At 61.1% G+C, this 14,740-nt stretch carries 12 protein-coding genes; 1 reads left to right on the top strand and 11 read right to left on the bottom strand.

What is annotated here, in order from left to right; genetic code table 11:
- Window positions 1-121: 121 nt before the first annotated feature.
- The 11 genes from N2597_RS16635 to ybgC form a co-directional block, all read right to left on the bottom strand.
- Window positions 122-958 carry an outer membrane protein gene (locus N2597_RS16635; RefSeq protein WP_183598297.1) on the bottom strand — a complete coding sequence of 279 codons (837 nt, stop codon included), beginning with the start codon at window positions 956-958 and terminating at the stop codon, window positions 122-124.
- A gap of 839 nt (window positions 959-1,797) precedes the next feature.
- Complete coding sequence (gene glmM, locus N2597_RS16640) at window positions 1,798-3,150, bottom strand: phosphoglucosamine mutase (RefSeq protein ID WP_038691072.1); 1,353 nt, start codon at window positions 3,148-3,150, stop codon at window positions 1,798-1,800.
- A gap of 243 nt (window positions 3,151-3,393) precedes the next feature.
- Complete coding sequence (gene ftsH / locus N2597_RS16645; RefSeq protein WP_038691074.1) at window positions 3,394-5,325, bottom strand: ATP-dependent zinc metalloprotease FtsH; 1,932 nt, start codon at window positions 5,323-5,325, stop codon at window positions 3,394-3,396.
- Window positions 5,326-5,421: 96 nt separating this feature from the next.
- Window positions 5,422-6,903 carry a tRNA lysidine(34) synthetase TilS gene (gene tilS, locus N2597_RS16650; protein WP_106795971.1) on the bottom strand — a complete coding sequence of 494 codons (1,482 nt, stop codon included), beginning with the start codon at window positions 6,901-6,903 and terminating at the stop codon, window positions 5,422-5,424.
- A gap of 11 nt (window positions 6,904-6,914) precedes the next feature.
- On the bottom strand, window positions 6,915-7,904 hold the full coding sequence (gene ybgF, locus N2597_RS16655) for a tol-pal system protein YbgF (protein ID WP_106795970.1): 990 nt from the start codon (window positions 7,902-7,904) through the stop codon (window positions 6,915-6,917).
- A 157-nt stretch (window positions 7,905-8,061) separates the two neighbouring features.
- Window positions 8,062-8,595 (bottom strand): peptidoglycan-associated lipoprotein Pal, encoded by a 534-nt coding sequence (gene pal, locus N2597_RS16660; RefSeq protein ID WP_009994607.1) that lies wholly within the window; start codon window positions 8,593-8,595, stop codon window positions 8,062-8,064.
- Window positions 8,596-8,745: 150 nt separating this feature from the next.
- On the bottom strand, window positions 8,746-10,056 hold the full coding sequence (gene tolB, locus N2597_RS16665; protein WP_096764390.1) for a Tol-Pal system beta propeller repeat protein TolB: 1,311 nt from the start codon (window positions 10,054-10,056) through the stop codon (window positions 8,746-8,748).
- Window positions 10,057-10,077: 21 nt separating this feature from the next.
- Entirely contained in the window at window positions 10,078-11,214 is a 1,137-nt protein-coding gene (locus tag N2597_RS16670; protein ID WP_096764374.1) for a cell envelope integrity protein TolA, read from the bottom strand.
- 8 nt (window positions 11,215-11,222) lie between these two features.
- Entirely contained in the window at window positions 11,223-11,678 is a 456-nt protein-coding gene (gene tolR, locus N2597_RS16675; protein WP_003566333.1) for a protein TolR, read from the bottom strand.
- Window positions 11,679-11,696: 18 nt separating this feature from the next.
- Window positions 11,697-12,416 carry a protein TolQ gene (tolQ, locus tag N2597_RS16680; RefSeq protein WP_004671617.1) on the bottom strand — a complete coding sequence of 240 codons (720 nt, stop codon included), beginning with the start codon at window positions 12,414-12,416 and terminating at the stop codon, window positions 11,697-11,699.
- 373 nt (window positions 12,417-12,789) lie between these two features.
- Window positions 12,790-13,245: a tol-pal system-associated acyl-CoA thioesterase gene (ybgC, locus tag N2597_RS16685; protein ID WP_096764375.1), complete on the bottom strand. Its 456-nt coding sequence runs from the start codon at window positions 13,243-13,245 to the stop codon at window positions 12,790-12,792.
- A gap of 163 nt (window positions 13,246-13,408) precedes the next feature.
- Here ybgC and N2597_RS16690 point away from each other — a divergent pair, with 163 nt between their 5' ends.
- Window positions 13,409-14,629, top strand: a complete 1,221-nt coding sequence (locus N2597_RS16690; protein ID WP_096769868.1) for an NAD-dependent epimerase/dehydratase family protein — start codon at window positions 13,409-13,411, stop codon at window positions 14,627-14,629.
- Window positions 14,630-14,740 lie beyond the last annotated feature (111 nt).

Raw genomic sequence — 14,740 nt, forward strand, 5'->3', positions numbered from 1 at the left:
CGGAGACGTCATAGTCAAGATCGAAGTGTCGCAACCGGTAGATATTTTGACGCAGACGGGGTGGCGGATATGAAAAAAGCCGCCCGGGTCGGGGCGGCTTTTTCATGCGAAGGGTTCGGCTTTACTTGTAGACCGGCTGCTGCAGCGGGATTTCCGGCGGCGGTTCGTAGCTCGCCTGGGCGCAGCCGCCGAAGAGATAGCGGGCACCGACGCGGGCTTCGTGGACGCTCAGACCCTTGTCGCGGCCCGGGCCGCCGTTATCGGCATAGCCGAACATGTTGCCGCCGTCGATATGCAGGTAGCGGTAGCCGACATCGGCCTTGATGTTGCAGGTGACGTCGACCGAGGCGCCGGCCATGAGGGCGTAAGTAAAGCGCCAGTTGCCCTTGCCGCCATGAGTAACCTGATCGTCGCAGAAGCTGCCGTCATCGGCGCAGGCGACGTTGCGCAGGTTCTTCCACTTGACGTAGGAACCGCCGATACCGGCGCCGACATAAGGCGTGACATAGCCGTAGGTGCCGAGATCGACATAGGCGTTGGCAAGCAGCGTGTAGGCCGTCAGCGAAGAGCGGTCGCTCGAGGTGCAATCCACCAGCGGGAAGCCGCACTGACCGACCGTCGAGCCGCGGAAATCGGCCTGGGTGAGATAATCGAAGGTCAGATCGGTGCGCAGGTAGCTGTTGATCTGGTAACCGACACCGCCGCCGATCGTCCATGCGTCGTCGAGGTCAGCGTCGTCGAAATCGACCTCCGTCGCATTGCTGCCCTGGAAATAGCGGGCGCCCCGCAGATCGGTGAAGGCATAACCGACATCGCCGCGCAGGTACCAGCCGGTTGCCTCGGTGACCGTCACTTCCGGCGGCTGCTCCGGGATCGGCTCAGCAGGGGCGAAGTCCGCGGAATAGGCGTTTGTCGCGATCAACAATGCCGCAAAGATGCCGGACAAGCTTCTTTTCATGGATCCCACTCCAAAATCCGTTGCGTCGGCAGGCACACATCGCCGCCAAACTGATACGCTTCGGATGGATAATGAATGGGAAACGTTAAAAGCTGCTTAACCACGATTATTTACTTTAGGAAACAGGGATTGCCGCAGTAAAAGTCTTCGAGGCTGCGACCTGACGAACCATTGGGCTGGAAAGCGCACCCAGCTCTTCCGGTAGTCTTCGCCCGGCCGCGACACGGCATATGATCATCACCAGCGGTGATAAATTGGCGAGGACGTTCGCCCCACCCACTCTCACCAAGTCAGTTTAGGCCGTGACTGGCATTGTCTGGTTTCGCTAGCGGATGGCGTCGCGGACACGGGCGTCTGCGCTGTGAATGGGTTTCTCCTGCCCACCCCACCCTCCGTCCTGCTCGGCCTTGAGCCGCGCATCCACACCGCATCCATCAGCAGCAGTCGCATGGATCCCAGGCTCAGGGCCTGGGATGACGGAGAGTGTGGTGGCATTCTCGCCAAACGCGCCGTCAGCGTACAGAGACACACCACAACGGGTGCTTCATTAGGTCGGCACTTACTACACCCTTCATTCCTGTGCCCGTCACAGGAATGAAGGGTGGATGGGCTGATACTTGCGCTAGATTTTCTGCCGTAGAGCGTAGTGTCGAACGAATTTTCCCAAGCAAAGCACGCCGACCAGCCCATCAGCCACACGGCATGCCCTTAGCCCTCATCCTGAGGGGCACCTCAAGATGAGGGCTTAAGAGAGTGCCTCGCTCATTCTCTAAGCATCAGCCCAAACACCCAATGAATGTCGCCAAGCCTAAGGTCGAGCCCAATGTGGCCTCACAGGATCAAGCGGCCGTCCGGACGTTCGAGATCGTGCCGATCAGCTCGTTGACGATGCGCTCGATCTGGGCGCGATCGTCGCCCTCGGCCATGACGCGGATCAGCGGCTCGGTGCCGGAGGGGCGGATGACAAGCCGGCCGGTCTTGGCAAGCTCGGCTTCAGCATCGGCGATTGCCTTCTGCACCTGGATATCCTCCAGCGGCTTGCCGCCGCTGATGCGGACATTGCGCAGCAGCTGCGGCACCGGCTCGAAGCGGCGGCAGACCTCGCTGACGGTCCGGCCGGTGCGCTTGACGGCGGCAAGGATCTGCAGTGCGGCAACCAGTCCATCGCCCGTCGTGCCATAATCCGACAGCACGATATGGCCCGACTGCTCGCCACCAACATTGTAATTGTGCTGGCGCATATGCTCGACGACGTAGCGGTCGCCGACCTTCGTGCGGGCGAGCGCCATGCCGCGGTCGTCGAGAAAGCGCTCGAGGCCGAGGTTGGACATGACAGTGGCGACAATGCCATTGCCACGCAGCTGCTGGCTCTCGGCCCAGCTCTCGGCAATGACCGCCATAAGCTGGTCACCGTCGACGATCGAACCATTCTCATCGACGATGATGACGCGGTCCGCGTCGCCATCGAGCGCAATGCCGATATCGGCACGCACCTCATCGACCTTCTTCTGCAGCGCGACCGGGCTGGTGGAGCCGCAATTAAGATTGATATTGGTGCCGTTCGGCTCGTTGCCGATGGTGACGACGTCGGCGCCGAGCTCCCAGAGCACGGCAGGCGCCACCTTGTAGGCGGCGCCGTTGGCGCAGTCGATGGCGATCCGCAGGCCCTGAAGGGTGACGTCGCGCGGCAGGGTGCGCTTGGCGTGTTCTATATAACGATCATGCACGCCATCGACGCGCTTGGCGCGGCCAATGTCGTCGGACTTGGCGAGCTGCGTGCTCAGGTCCTTTTCGAGCAGCTCCTCGATTTCGGCCTCGATGTCGTCGGACAGCTTATAGCCGTCGGGACCGAACAGCTTGATGCCGTTATCCTCGTAAGGATTGTGCGAAGCCGAAATCATCACGCCGATATCGCAGCGCAGCGAGCGGGTCAGCATGGCAACCGCAGGCGTCGGGATCGGGCCGAGAATGAAGGCATCGAGGCCGGCGGCGGTGAAGCCTGCGACCATGGCGTTTTCGAGCATATAGCCGGAAAGACGCGTATCCTTGCCGATGACGACGCGATGGCGATGATTGCCGCGGCGGAAGATGGTACCGGCGGCAATGCCGACCCGCATGGCGAGATCCGGTGTCATCGGGAAGACATTGGATTGGCCGCGAATGCCGTCGGTCCCGAAATAGCGTCTTTTCATCTGCACTCCTGCGCTTTCCGCGCGCCATTCAAGGCAGCGCACCGTTCCAAGCGAATCCGGCTTCAATGGAATGTCGTCAATCCACGAGCGTGATTCATGCTTGCCTCAATTCAGCGGAATGCCACAAAATGCGGCGAACGGCACGTAAATTAGCAAGAAAAATGATTATATCCCGTTACCAAATAGAAAAGGCCGGATCTCCCGCTTGGGAAATCCGGCCTTGTTCAAGATGGCGCTAGCGGCTCAATGCGGCTGCGGTTCGAGGCCGGCTTCGGGCTCGTCACCCTTGGTGGCCGGCCGCGCGCCCGCCTTTGGAACAGCCGAGCCGCGGCTTGGCGGTGAATCATCCCCGAGATCGCGAGACGGCTTCTCGCCGCGGATCAACGCCTTGATCTCTTCGCCGGTCAGCGTCTCGTATTCCAGCAGGCCTTCGGCGAGAGCGACGAATTCGTCGTGCTTTTCCGTCAGGATCGTACGGGCCTGCGTATAGGCTTCGTCGATCAGGCGGCGCACTTCATTGTCGATCTTCTGTGCGGTCGCTTCCGAAACATTCTTCGACTGCGAAACCGAGTGACCGAGGAAAACTTCCTGCTGGTTCTCGCCATAGGCGACCTGACCGAGCTGATCGGAGAAGCCCCATTGCGTGACCATGGCCCGGGCAAGCTTGGTCGCCTGCTCGATATCCGAGGAGGCACCCGACGTGATGTTTTCCTTGCCGAAGGTGAGTTCTTCGGCGACACGGCCGCCCATCATGATGCAGAGGCGCGACACCATCCACTTATAGCTCATCGAGTAGCGGTCGCCCTCGGGAAGCTGCATGACCATGCCGAGCGCACGGCCGCGCGGAATGATCGTCGCCTTGTGCAGCGGATCGGCGACAGCGACATTGAGCGCGGTAATGGCATGGCCGGCTTCATGATAGGCGGTGAGCTTCTTCTCCGCCTCGGTCATCGCCGAGGAGCGGCGCTCGGCGCCCATCATGATCTTGTCCTTGGCGTCTTCGAACTCCTGCATGGTGACGACGCGCTTGTTGCGGCGGGCGGCCATCAAGGCGGCTTCGTTGACGAGGTTCATCAGGTCGGCGCCGGAAAAACCGGGCGTGCCGCGGGCAAGAACCTTGAGATCGACATTCGGTGCCAGCGGCACGTTGCGGGCGTGCACCTTGAGGATGCGCTCGCGGCCGACGATGTCGGGGTTCGGCACCACGACCTGACGGTCGAAACGGCCGGGGCGCAGCAGCGCCGGGTCGAGAACGTCGGGACGGTTGGTGGCAGCAATCAGGATCACGCCTTCATTCGCCTCGAAGCCGTCCATTTCGACCAGCAGCTGGTTCAGCGTCTGTTCGCGTTCATCATTGCCGCCGCCGAGGCCGGCGCCGCGATGGCGGCCGACCGCATCGATTTCGTCGATGAAGATGATGCAGGGGGCATTTTTCTTCGCCTGTTCGAACATGTCGCGTACGCGGCTTGCGCCGACGCCGACGAACATTTCGACGAAGTCGGAACCGGAAATCGTGAAGAACGGCACATTGGCTTCACCGGCGACCGAGCGGGCGAGCAGCGTCTTGCCGGTACCCGGAGGGCCGACGAGCAGCACGCCGCGCGGGATCTTGCCGCCGAGACGCTGGAATTTCTGCGGATCACGCAGGAATTCGACGATTTCCTCAAGATCCTGCTTGGCCTCGTCGACGCCGGCGACATCATCGAAGGTCACCCGGCCATGCGCTTCGGTCAGAAGCTTGGCCTTGGATTTCCCGAAGCCCATCGCGCCGCGCGAGCCACCCTGCATCTGCCGCATGAAGAACAGCCAGACGCCGAGAATGAGAAGCATCGGCAAGAGCGTGCCGAGATAGCTCAAAAACCCCGAGGAACCGTCCGTTTCCGGACGGGCGGAAACCAGGACATTCTTCTGCTGCAGGCGATCGAGGAGGCTGTCGTCGATTACAGGGGAATAGGTCTGAAAGGTGGTGCCGTTTTCAACATAGCTTCCGGAAACACGGTTGCCCGTGACCACGACATCCTTCACGCGGCCCGCATCGACCTCACGCAGAAACTGCGAATAGGGAATTTCGCGGGAGCCAGTCTGTGCCGGAGCCGTCTGAAACATACTGAACAAGGCGATCAGCAGAAGCGCGATGATCGCCCACAAGGCAAAATTACGTAAGTTAGGGTTCATTGAACTCCCCAGCACTGGAACAGCCGCCTCATGGCGACGGTCTTATTCTTTCTAACATAGGGTTGCGCCGTGCTGTTGCCAAGGCAATCCCCCAGGTCAGATGGTTTTTCCGTCAATACTTCTAAAAGGCAGCCCCGCATAGGGCGCCATCGCGAAAACCGCCGAAAGCCTGTCGGCAAAGATGAAATTGAATCGTGTCAAAAAGCGGTCGAAGGGTGCGAAATAGGGTGTCAGATGGATCGAGCCGACAGATTGCAGAGATAGAGGGTGTCCATCGACGGCAAAAGCCGGCGCGGAGGCGACGGCACGTTTCCACGCCGCCTTGGGCAGGCCCCTGCTCCACTCCCCCTCATTCCTGTGCTCGTCACAGGAATCCAGCGCGCCCAAGTCCTTGGGCGCGGAAGACTCGTCCTGTTTTGTAGAGTCATCCACCGCGCCGACGCGCGGTGGCTGGATTCCTGTGACATCCCTCGGGCGAGGCCCTGAGGACACAGGAATGAGGGAGTAGTGAGTGGCCTGCGCCTCTATCGTTACGGTCTCTCCGGAGCCGTTTACGGCTTCAAACCTCCCATCCCACACCCCCGCCTCTCCCGGCCGTAAAATCATCGGTACGATCCCCCGGCTCTCCCGCGTGAAATAAAGCCCGTCCCGCCTGCGATCGAACACGACTCGACCGATAGTCATCCGACCCGGTTCCCCGCCGGTGGCAAATGAGAGAAGGCGCGCCATCTGCGCCCTCCCCGGCACGAATGGCTGTCCGCCGAAGACGGCCGTCAGGCGGCCGAGCGCATAGTCCAGAACTGCGCGATCCTGCCGCAACCCATCAACAGATACCTGCCCAAGCAGGCCACCATGAAGCCTGAAATGGCGGTCCAGCCAATCAGCGGCCCGGGACGACAGAGCCCGCCGCGCTTCCCAGGCCGCGCGAATATCCGTCTCCATCGCAGGATCGGCCGACCGCCGCCGGCGGATCCGCACGCGCTCATACTTCACATCCTCATTACTGGGATCTTCGATCCAAGGCACGCCGCGCTCTCTTAGGAAAGCCCGAATGTCGGCGCGGCTGGAAAAGAGGAGCGGCCGCAAAATCCAGAACCGCCGGTTGAAGAGCACCGCATCGGCGATACCTGACGAAACCTGCTCGGTTCGCATGCCGCGCATCTGCAATGTTTCGCGCTGATCGTCGAGGGTATGGCCGGTGGCGATGAGATTGGCGCCGAGCCTCTCCGCCGATTCCGCCAAGAGATCGTATCGCGCTTCACGGGCCGCGGCCATGACGCCGGTTTTCGGCTTGTCGCCCTGCCAGGCTGCGATGATGTGGGGAATGCCGAGCGACGCGCAGAGCGCGGCAACCTGTTGCGCTTCGTCCGCGGAGCCGGCCCGCAGACGGTGATCGACGGTGGCAGCACAGAGGGAAATCTTGAGATGAGGCGCGGCCTTCACGGCTTCGTCGAGGAGGAGAAGCAGGCCGGTGGAATCGCTGCCGCCCGAGATCGCGACGAGAATGCGCGCAGGACTTTGAAGCGATGCTAGAAACTGGAGGATCGCCGCATGAGGCGATGCGGCTTCCGGAGACATTCCGGAAGACCTCAGCAGGCGAGGCGTTTCTGTTCGCTCGCAACCTTGCTTATGACGGCGCGTGACGCTTTGGGGTAGCGCTTCGAGACTTCGCGCAGCGTCGCGCAGGCCGTTTCCTTATTGTCGAGGGCAGCAAGCGACATGCCGAGTTTCAGCAGCATTTCCGGCGCCTTTTCCGAGCTGCCGTATTTCTGATGCGCGTTGAGGAAAGTCTTGGCCGCCTCGTTATATTTACCCTGCGAATAAAGCGCTTCGCCGAGCCAGAAGTTGGCGTCGGCCGCCCGCGCGCTGCTCGGGTAACGGGCAATGTACTGGTTGAATTCCTGCTCTGCGGTGCCGTAATCGCCCGACAAGACGTGGCCGTAGGCTGCCTTGTACTGATCCGCCTCACTGCCGAGCGATGCCGTCTGCTGCGGTGTGCGGCCACTGGCATCGGGAATCGGGCCGGAGCCGATGCTGGCATTTTCGTCGACGGTTCCACCGACCGGGTTGCCGTTCTGATCGAACTCGATCGAGCCGAGCTGCTTCGGCGGCTGGCCGAGGCCGGTATTATCAGGCACGTCGGTGGAGGGAGCCGTTTCGGCCCCCTGCGGTGCTTGGATTACCCTGGCGACATCATCCCCGCCGGAAGCTGCCGGAGCGGCATCGGTCTCGCTCTTCTTGACAGGAGCCTTGGCGCCACCGCCGCCGGCTCCGGTTTTCTCGAGCTGCTGGAAGCGGAATTCATTGTCTTCCTGCTGCTTGCGGATCGTCTCCTGCATCTGCAGCAGCTGGAAGCTCATCTCCTCGATCCGGCCGTTCAGCTGCCGCAGCTGCTCTTCGAGCTGCTGCACGCGAACCTCGGCGTCGCCGCTCTGCACCTTGACAACAGGCGCCGCCGCCTGGTTTCCCGCGGATCGACCGCCAAGATGCAGCCCGAAGAACGAGGCCGAATAGGCGGCCCGCTCGCTCCCCGTCATAGCCGCGAGGCACAGCATGCCTGCCACGACAAGTTTCTTCATATGTATCGTCCTGTCCCAGTGATTCTTCGCGCTTTAAGCGCGAACAGGAGATTTTTCCAATTGCTGTCAAAAAGCAACGGAGTCTGGCCAAAGTGTGGTCAAAAAGAAAGGCGGCCCCTCGCGGGACCGCCTTCCGAAAACGAATTGTATCCGAAGATTACATGCCGGCGCCGCCGAGCACGGTGACCGCGCGGCGGTTCTGCGACCAGCAGGAAATATCGTCGCAGACGGCGACCGGACGTTCCTTGCCGTAGGAGATCGTCTTCATGCGCTGCGCCGGAACACCGCGCGAAGCGAGGTAATCCTTGGCGGCAGCAGCACGGCGGGCGCCGAGCGCGAGGTTGTATTCGCGCGTGCCGCGTTCGTCGGCATGACCTTCGACGGTGATCTGGTAATTCGGGTAACGGCCGAGCCACTGCGCCTGACGGTCGAGCGTCTGCGAGGCATCGGCGCGGATCGACGAAGAGTCGGTATCGAAGAAGATGCGGTCGCCGACATTGACCGTGAAGTCCTGGGCCGAACCCGGCGTTGCAGCCCCACCCGCGCCGGCGCCGAGGCCGAGATCACCGGCGCTGTTCGGCGGCTTTTTGGCGCAGCTTGCAAGCGCGAGACCGGCGACAAGCGCGATCATGACGGGGTTGCGGGCGAAATTCTGCATGCGGCTCATTGCCGGGGTGTGAATTCGGCTCATGGCCGGGTCTCCTTGCGATTTCAGGGTTTCCGGACAGTAACCGCACTCGGTTAACCGCCCCTCAAAGATTATGGTTAACAATTTACTGATTTGTCCCGTAGCAGCCCGGTTTCCATGATTCTGGGGCGACAAGAAGGCACTGCCGCATTCTTACTCCAGAAGCGGCGACCAGGCCGGGTCGGAACCGTAGGTCGGTGTCTTGACCAGTTGTTCGTTGTAGCCGGTCAGATCGATTGAATAGAGCTGCGGGCCGCCAGAGCCTGCTGCCTGGCGGAAGAACATCAGCACGCGGCCGTTCGGCGCCCAGGTCGGCCCCTCATTGTGGAAGCCGGTCGTCAGGATGCGCTCGCCCGAACCGTCCGGCTTCATCACGCCGATCGAGAACTTGCCGCCGGACTGCTTGGTGAAGGCGATGAGATCGCCGCGCGGCGACCAGACCGGCGTCGAATAGGAGCCGTCGCCGAAGGAGATACGGGTCTGGCCGGAACCATCGGCATTCATCACATAGATCTGCGGCTTGCCGCCGCGGTCGCTTTCGAAGCTGACACGCGCACCATCGGGCGAATAGGAGGGCGAGGTGTCGATCGCTGCCGTCGAGGTCAGCCGCGTCGTCGTGCGCGAGCGCAGGTCCATCGTATAGATGTTGGAATTGCCTTCCTGCTGCAGGCTCATGATCACCTTCTGGCCATCCGGAGAAAAGCGCGGCGAGAAGGTCATGCCCGGGAAGTTGCCGACGACCTCGCGCTGCCCGGTTTCGAGTTGCAGCAGATAGACGCGCGGCTGCTGGTTGGCAAAGGACATGTAGGTGACTTCCTGCCGGCTCGGCGAGAAACGCGGCGTCAGCACGAGATCGCTGCCGTCGGTCAGCATGCGCACGTTGAAGCCGTCCTGATCCATGATCGCCAGCTGCCGTTTGCGCTGCTGCTTGGTGCCGGATTCCGAGACGAAGACGACGCGGGTGTCGAAATAACCCTCTTCACCGGTGATCTGTTTGTAGATCGCATCGGCGATGATATGGGCGACACGGCGCCAGTTCTCCGGCTGGGTATAGAATTGCTGACCGGTCATCTGCTGGCCGGCAAATGTATCCCAGAGGCGGAACTCGGCGCGCAGGCGGCCGTCTGCCTCCTGTGTGACACGACCAGTTACGAGCGCCTGTGCATTGATGACCTTCCAGTCCTCGAAGCGCGGCGAAGCGTCCGGATTAGAAATCTTCTCGATGAAGGCTGTCTTGTTGATCGGCGCAAACAGACCGGAACGCTGCAGGTCGGCGGCGATCACCTGCGAGACCTGCGCGCCCATGTTGCCCTGAAGGAAATCCGTCACAGCAATCGGCAATGGCTGGACGTTGCCCTTGTTGATGTTGATCTCGACCAGCGCATTCGCCGGTGTCGCGAACGCAGCAATGGTCATGAGACCGGCAGCGACCACAATCGCGCGGAAGAAGGAACACTTGTTCATGGAGTAAAAGCCTTTCAGCATTTAAATTCCCAGATCGCTCGGGTCGAAATTGACGACGACTTCGCTCCAGGCATCGTATTTGTCTTTTGGAAGGGAGGAGAAAGGTGCCGATTTCATTATGGCGCGATAAGCGCCGCCGGCGAGTGCCCGGCGCGTCGACTCATTATCACCACCGACTGCTTCGACCTCCGGCTCGCCGACAATATTGCCGTCCTGGTCGAGATTCATGTGGACCTTGATGCGAACGTCGCCCATGCCTTCCATGCCGGGGATGACCGTCCAGTTGCCGGCGATGGCGCTCTTCAACGCATCCATCTCGCTCATCGACAGCTTGGAACCACCATTGCTCTTCTTGGCGCCCAGCGATGCCTCCTGCGTCGAACGCTTGGCGCCGCCGGCGGAAGGATCGGTCTTGTTCAGCAAGGCTGAAATCTCGTCCGCATTGAAATCGCTTTTCATCGATGAAGCCGATTTCGCCGTTTCCTGCTTCTGGTCTGCCTTCTTCTTCTCGGTCGGCTTGTCAGCGGTCTTCGGCTGATCCTGGGCTTTTTCCGGCGGTTTTTCGGCTGGCTTCTGGGGTTCCGGCGGCTTCACCTGCGGCTTGGCGACGGGGGTCGGCACGTTGTCCGGCAGCGCCTCGGCTTCCGGCTTCGGCGGCTCCTCGGGCTTGGCCTGTTCTTCCGGCGGCTTTTCCTCCGGCTTGGGCGGCGTCACGTCGACGGGTTTCGGCGGCGGAATGGAGGCGACTTCTTTCGGCTGCTCGACTTCTGTTTCCTCCTTGACGATATCCTTGACATCGTTCGGGACAGGATCGGTCTTCGGCAGCGGCTTATCGCTCGAATTCGCTGCCGCAGCTTCCGTATTGCTGGGCTTGGCGTTCGGAACCGGCGGCGTCTTCAGGTCGATATTGTTGTCGCCGGCATTTTCGGCCGGCTCCGCGATCGGCGGCCGTGTGGTGGGCACCGGCGCGGAAGTCTCCCTCTTCGGAGCCTTCTTGTCACCCTGCTGCATCTGGGTGATGGATTCCACCGGTACGAGATCGACTGGCATCGCCTCGAAATCCTCCACCTTGAAGGATTCCGGCGCGCCGAGCGATACCATCGCCCAGGTCAACACCAGGCAGTGCAGTACAGCAGATGTGACGACGCTGGTCTTCATCTTGAACGCTATTGGTCCTTTTTCTGCTGCGTCACGAGGCCGATATTCTTGAAACCGGCCCCCTGGATGCGAGCCATGACGTCGGCGATGACGCCGTAGGGCGCTGTCGCGTCGCCGCGCACGAAGATACGTTCGTTATAGCCGGTCGTGGCGATCGCCTCGAGTTTGGCGGCGATCTCGGCGGCCGGGATCGGCGTTTCCTGCAGGAACACCTCGCCGTCATTCTTGACGGAGATGGTGATCGGCTGCGTCTCGGAATTCAGCGCCTTGGCCTGCGTTTCCGGCAGATCGATCGGCACGCCGACGGTCATCATCGGTGCCGCTACCATGAAGATGATCAGAAGCACCAGCATGACGTCGACGAGCGGCGTCACGTTGATTTCGGAGATCACGGCCTTGTTCCGACCGCCGCGACGGCGGCGTCCGCCGCCCCCGCCGCCATTGCCTCCAACAGCCATACCCATGTCAGAATACTCCGTTGGTTACTGAGCAGCAGCGCGCGGCTGCAGCTTCTCGTCGATCTGGCGCGAAAGTATGGCGGAGAATTCGTCCGCGAAACCTTCCATGCGCGCCGAGAGCTTGCCGGCATCGGCGGAGAACTTGTTGTAGGCAATAACCGCCGGAATAGCGGCGACAAGGCCGATCGCGGTGGCAAGCAGCGCTTCGGCAATGCCGGGCGCGACGACCGCGAGGTTGGTCGACTTCGAACCGGCGATCGCCTGGAACGAGGTCATGATACCAACGACGGTGCCGAACAGGCCGATGAACGGACCGGCCGAACCGATCGTCGCAAGCGACCCGAGGCGGGCACCGAGATATTCGGTTTCACGGGCGAGCGTCACATCCATCGCGCGATCGATACGCATCTGCAGGCCGATCGGCGAGCGGGCGCCGCGTTCGAAGGATTTCTTCCACTCGCGCATGGCCGCGACGAAGATCGACGCCAGACCGGTATTGTTGCGCTCCGACAGGGAGCGATAGAGTTCTTCGAGCGACTGGCCTGACCAGAAGACCTGTTCGAATTTGTCGAACTGGCGCCGTGCGCGGCCATAGGCCAGGTATTTGTCGATGACGATCGCCCAGGTCCACACAGAGGCTGCGATGAGCCCGAGCATGACGAGCTTGACGACGATGCCGGCCTGCATGAAAAGCGACCAGAGGCTGACGTCCGTCGTGGCTGCTGCCAATCCTACTTGTTCCATTGATCCAAAATCCCCGAATCCAAACGCCCGGTGCTGGACCGGGCGGCACAAAGTGATCTCGCAAGAAGTGTCCGGCGGCCGCCGCCCAAAGCCCTGGTCAAGCTTCCAAGCTCATCTCCCGCCTTCTTGCCGTCAAATTTGGTCAAAGGAAGGCGTGCACCGCACAAACTCCGACTTTCCCAGTAAGACACTATTATGGTTAATAGATCGTTAGTGCCGGACTATGACAGCAAGCCTGTATTCGGGAGATTTTATTCCTGGATTACTTGACCGGAGCAGATCCGGCAGCCGAAAGAGCGTGCATCCTCCGGCGCGGGAATTCCTTCACATAAAGCTCAAGTTTTTACAAGGCCGAATCTCGGCCGATTCGGCGCTATAGCGGCGTGCTGCCTTCCAGGAATTTCGCCGCCAGCGTCTCCGGCAGCCGCCGCGGCCGCCCTTTGGCATTGATGACGGCGATGATCACCTTGGCGGCGATCAGCAGCGTCTCGCCCGCGCGGATCTGCTGATTGAGCACCATCTTGGCGCCGCCGGCCTTCTCCGTGTGCGTCAGGATCGTCAGCACATCGTCCATGCGCGCCGGGCTCTTGAAGTCGATCTCCATCCGGTGGACGACGAAGACGAGGCCCTCCTCGTCGGCGCTGACGAGCTCGCGCTGCTCGACGCCGAGGCAGCGCAGATAATCGGTGCGGCCGCGCTCGAGAAAATGCAGGTAGCGGGCGTGATATACAAGGCCGGAGAAATCCGTGTCCTCATAATAGACCCGCTGGACGAGACGATGTCCGGTCTCCGTCAGCTCTCCCGAAATGGAAAAAGGGCGTTCCGTCATAATTTTCTCCAAACTGCGGGGCCCTCTTTGGCGCAACGCCTCTCGGCAGGCAAGCATTGATTGCCCGGTAGGCATGCATTGAATGCGCCGCCGGCAGGCATTGAATGATTGTCATAATTCCTAACTATTCCCGATAATGAGCGAACGATCAGGAGACGATGTGATGAAGATTGCGGTTATGGGCGGAGACGGTTTCATTGGTTGGCCAACCTCGCTGCATCTCTCCGATGCCGGTCACGACGTCCATATCCTCGACAATCTGTCGCGCCGCTGGATCGATACCGAGCTCGGCGTTCAGTCGCTGACACCGATGGATTCGATCCAGGAGCGCACCCGCATCTGGCATGCCGAAACGGGGCGACGCATCCACTTCAATCTGATCGATCTCGCCAAGGATTACGAACTCCTGAAGAACTGGCTCTCAGAACATCGCCCCGATGCCATCATCCACTTCGCCGAACAGCGTGCCGCGCCCTATTCGATGAAGAGTGACCGCCACAAGAATTACACTGTTAACAACAATGTAAGCGCCACGCACAACCTTTTGAACGCGCTGACCGAGCTCAACCTCGACGCCCATCTCATTCATCTCGGCACCATGGGCGTCTACGGCTATTCGACGGTCGGCGCGGCGATCCCGGAAGGGTACCTCCCAGTCGGCATTGAAACGGCGGGCGGCGAGACGGTCAGCCAGGAAATCCTCTATCCCTCCAATCCCGGCTCGATCTACCACATGACCAAGTGCCTGGATCAGCTTCTCTTCCAGTTCTACGCCAAGAACGATAGCTTGCGGATCACCGACCTGCACCAGGGCATCGTCTGGGGCACGCATACAGAACAGACGCGCCGCCACGCGCAGCTCATCAACCGTTTCGACTATGACGGCGATTACGGCACGGTGCTGAACCGCTTTCTCATCCAGGCGGCGATCGGCTATCCGCTGACCGTGCACGGCACCGGCGGCCAGACCCGCGCCTTCATCCATATCCAGGATTCGGTGCGCTGCATCGAGCTGGCCCTCAAGAATCCTCCCGCCCGCGGCGCCCGCGTCGAGATCTTCAATCAGATGACGGAGACCCACCGGGTACGCGACCTCGCCGAAATGATTGCGAGGATCAGCGGCGCCAAAATTGCCTGGCTGCCCAACCCGCGCAAGGAAGCCGCCGAAAACGAACTGATCGTCCGCAACGAAAAGTTCCGCAATCTCGGCCTCGAACCGATCACGCTGGAAACAGGCCTGCTCGGCGAGATCGTCGACGTCGCGAAGAAATTCGCCTATCGCGTCGACCGTGCCCGCGTGCCGGCCGTCTCCGCCTGGACCAGGGATATTGCCGCGACGATCAACCACGATCCGGAAGGCAAGCGGCTGAAGTCGGTGTCATGAGTGCTGAGCGGTGACGAAGGCTAGAAAGGCCCCGGCTTGCTCCCTCTTCTCCCCAGCGGGGAGAAGAGACATGCAGCAACGCCTTGCCGTCTATCCTCCGCCGGAGCAAGA

Source organism: Rhizobium sophoriradicis, from assembly GCF_025200795.1.
GTDB classification, from domain to species: Bacteria; Pseudomonadota; Alphaproteobacteria; order Rhizobiales; family Rhizobiaceae; genus Rhizobium; species Rhizobium sophoriradicis.

Coding starts and splice junctions, on each gene's coding strand:
- N2597_RS16635 (WP_183598297.1), bottom strand. CDS start 958: ATGAAAAGAAGCTTGTCCGGCATCTTTGCGGCATTGTTGATCGCGACA.
- glmM (WP_038691072.1), bottom strand. CDS start 3,150: ATGAAAAGACGCTATTTCGGGACCGACGGCATTCGCGGCCAATCCAAT.
- ftsH (WP_038691074.1), bottom strand. CDS start 5,325: ATGAACCCTAACTTACGTAATTTTGCCTTGTGGGCGATCATCGCGCTT.
- tilS (WP_106795971.1), bottom strand. CDS start 6,903: ATGTCTCCGGAAGCCGCATCGCCTCATGCGGCGATCCTCCAGTTTCTA.
- ybgF (WP_106795970.1), bottom strand. CDS start 7,904: ATGAAGAAACTTGTCGTGGCAGGCATGCTGTGCCTCGCGGCTATGACG.
- pal (WP_009994607.1), bottom strand. CDS start 8,595: ATGAGCCGAATTCACACCCCGGCAATGAGCCGCATGCAGAATTTCGCC.
- tolB (WP_096764390.1), bottom strand. CDS start 10,056: ATGAACAAGTGTTCCTTCTTCCGCGCGATTGTGGTCGCTGCCGGTCTC.
- N2597_RS16670 (WP_096764374.1), bottom strand. CDS start 11,214: ATGAAGACCAGCGTCGTCACATCTGCTGTACTGCACTGCCTGGTGTTG.
- tolR (WP_003566333.1), bottom strand. CDS start 11,678: ATGGGTATGGCTGTTGGAGGCAATGGCGGCGGGGGCGGCGGACGCCGC.
- tolQ (WP_004671617.1), bottom strand. CDS start 12,416: ATGGAACAAGTAGGATTGGCAGCAGCCACGACGGACGTCAGCCTCTGG.
- ybgC (WP_096764375.1), bottom strand. CDS start 13,245: ATGACGGAACGCCCTTTTTCCATTTCGGGAGAGCTGACGGAGACCGGA.
- N2597_RS16690 (WP_096769868.1), top strand. CDS start 13,409: ATGAAGATTGCGGTTATGGGCGGAGACGGTTTCATTGGTTGGCCAACC.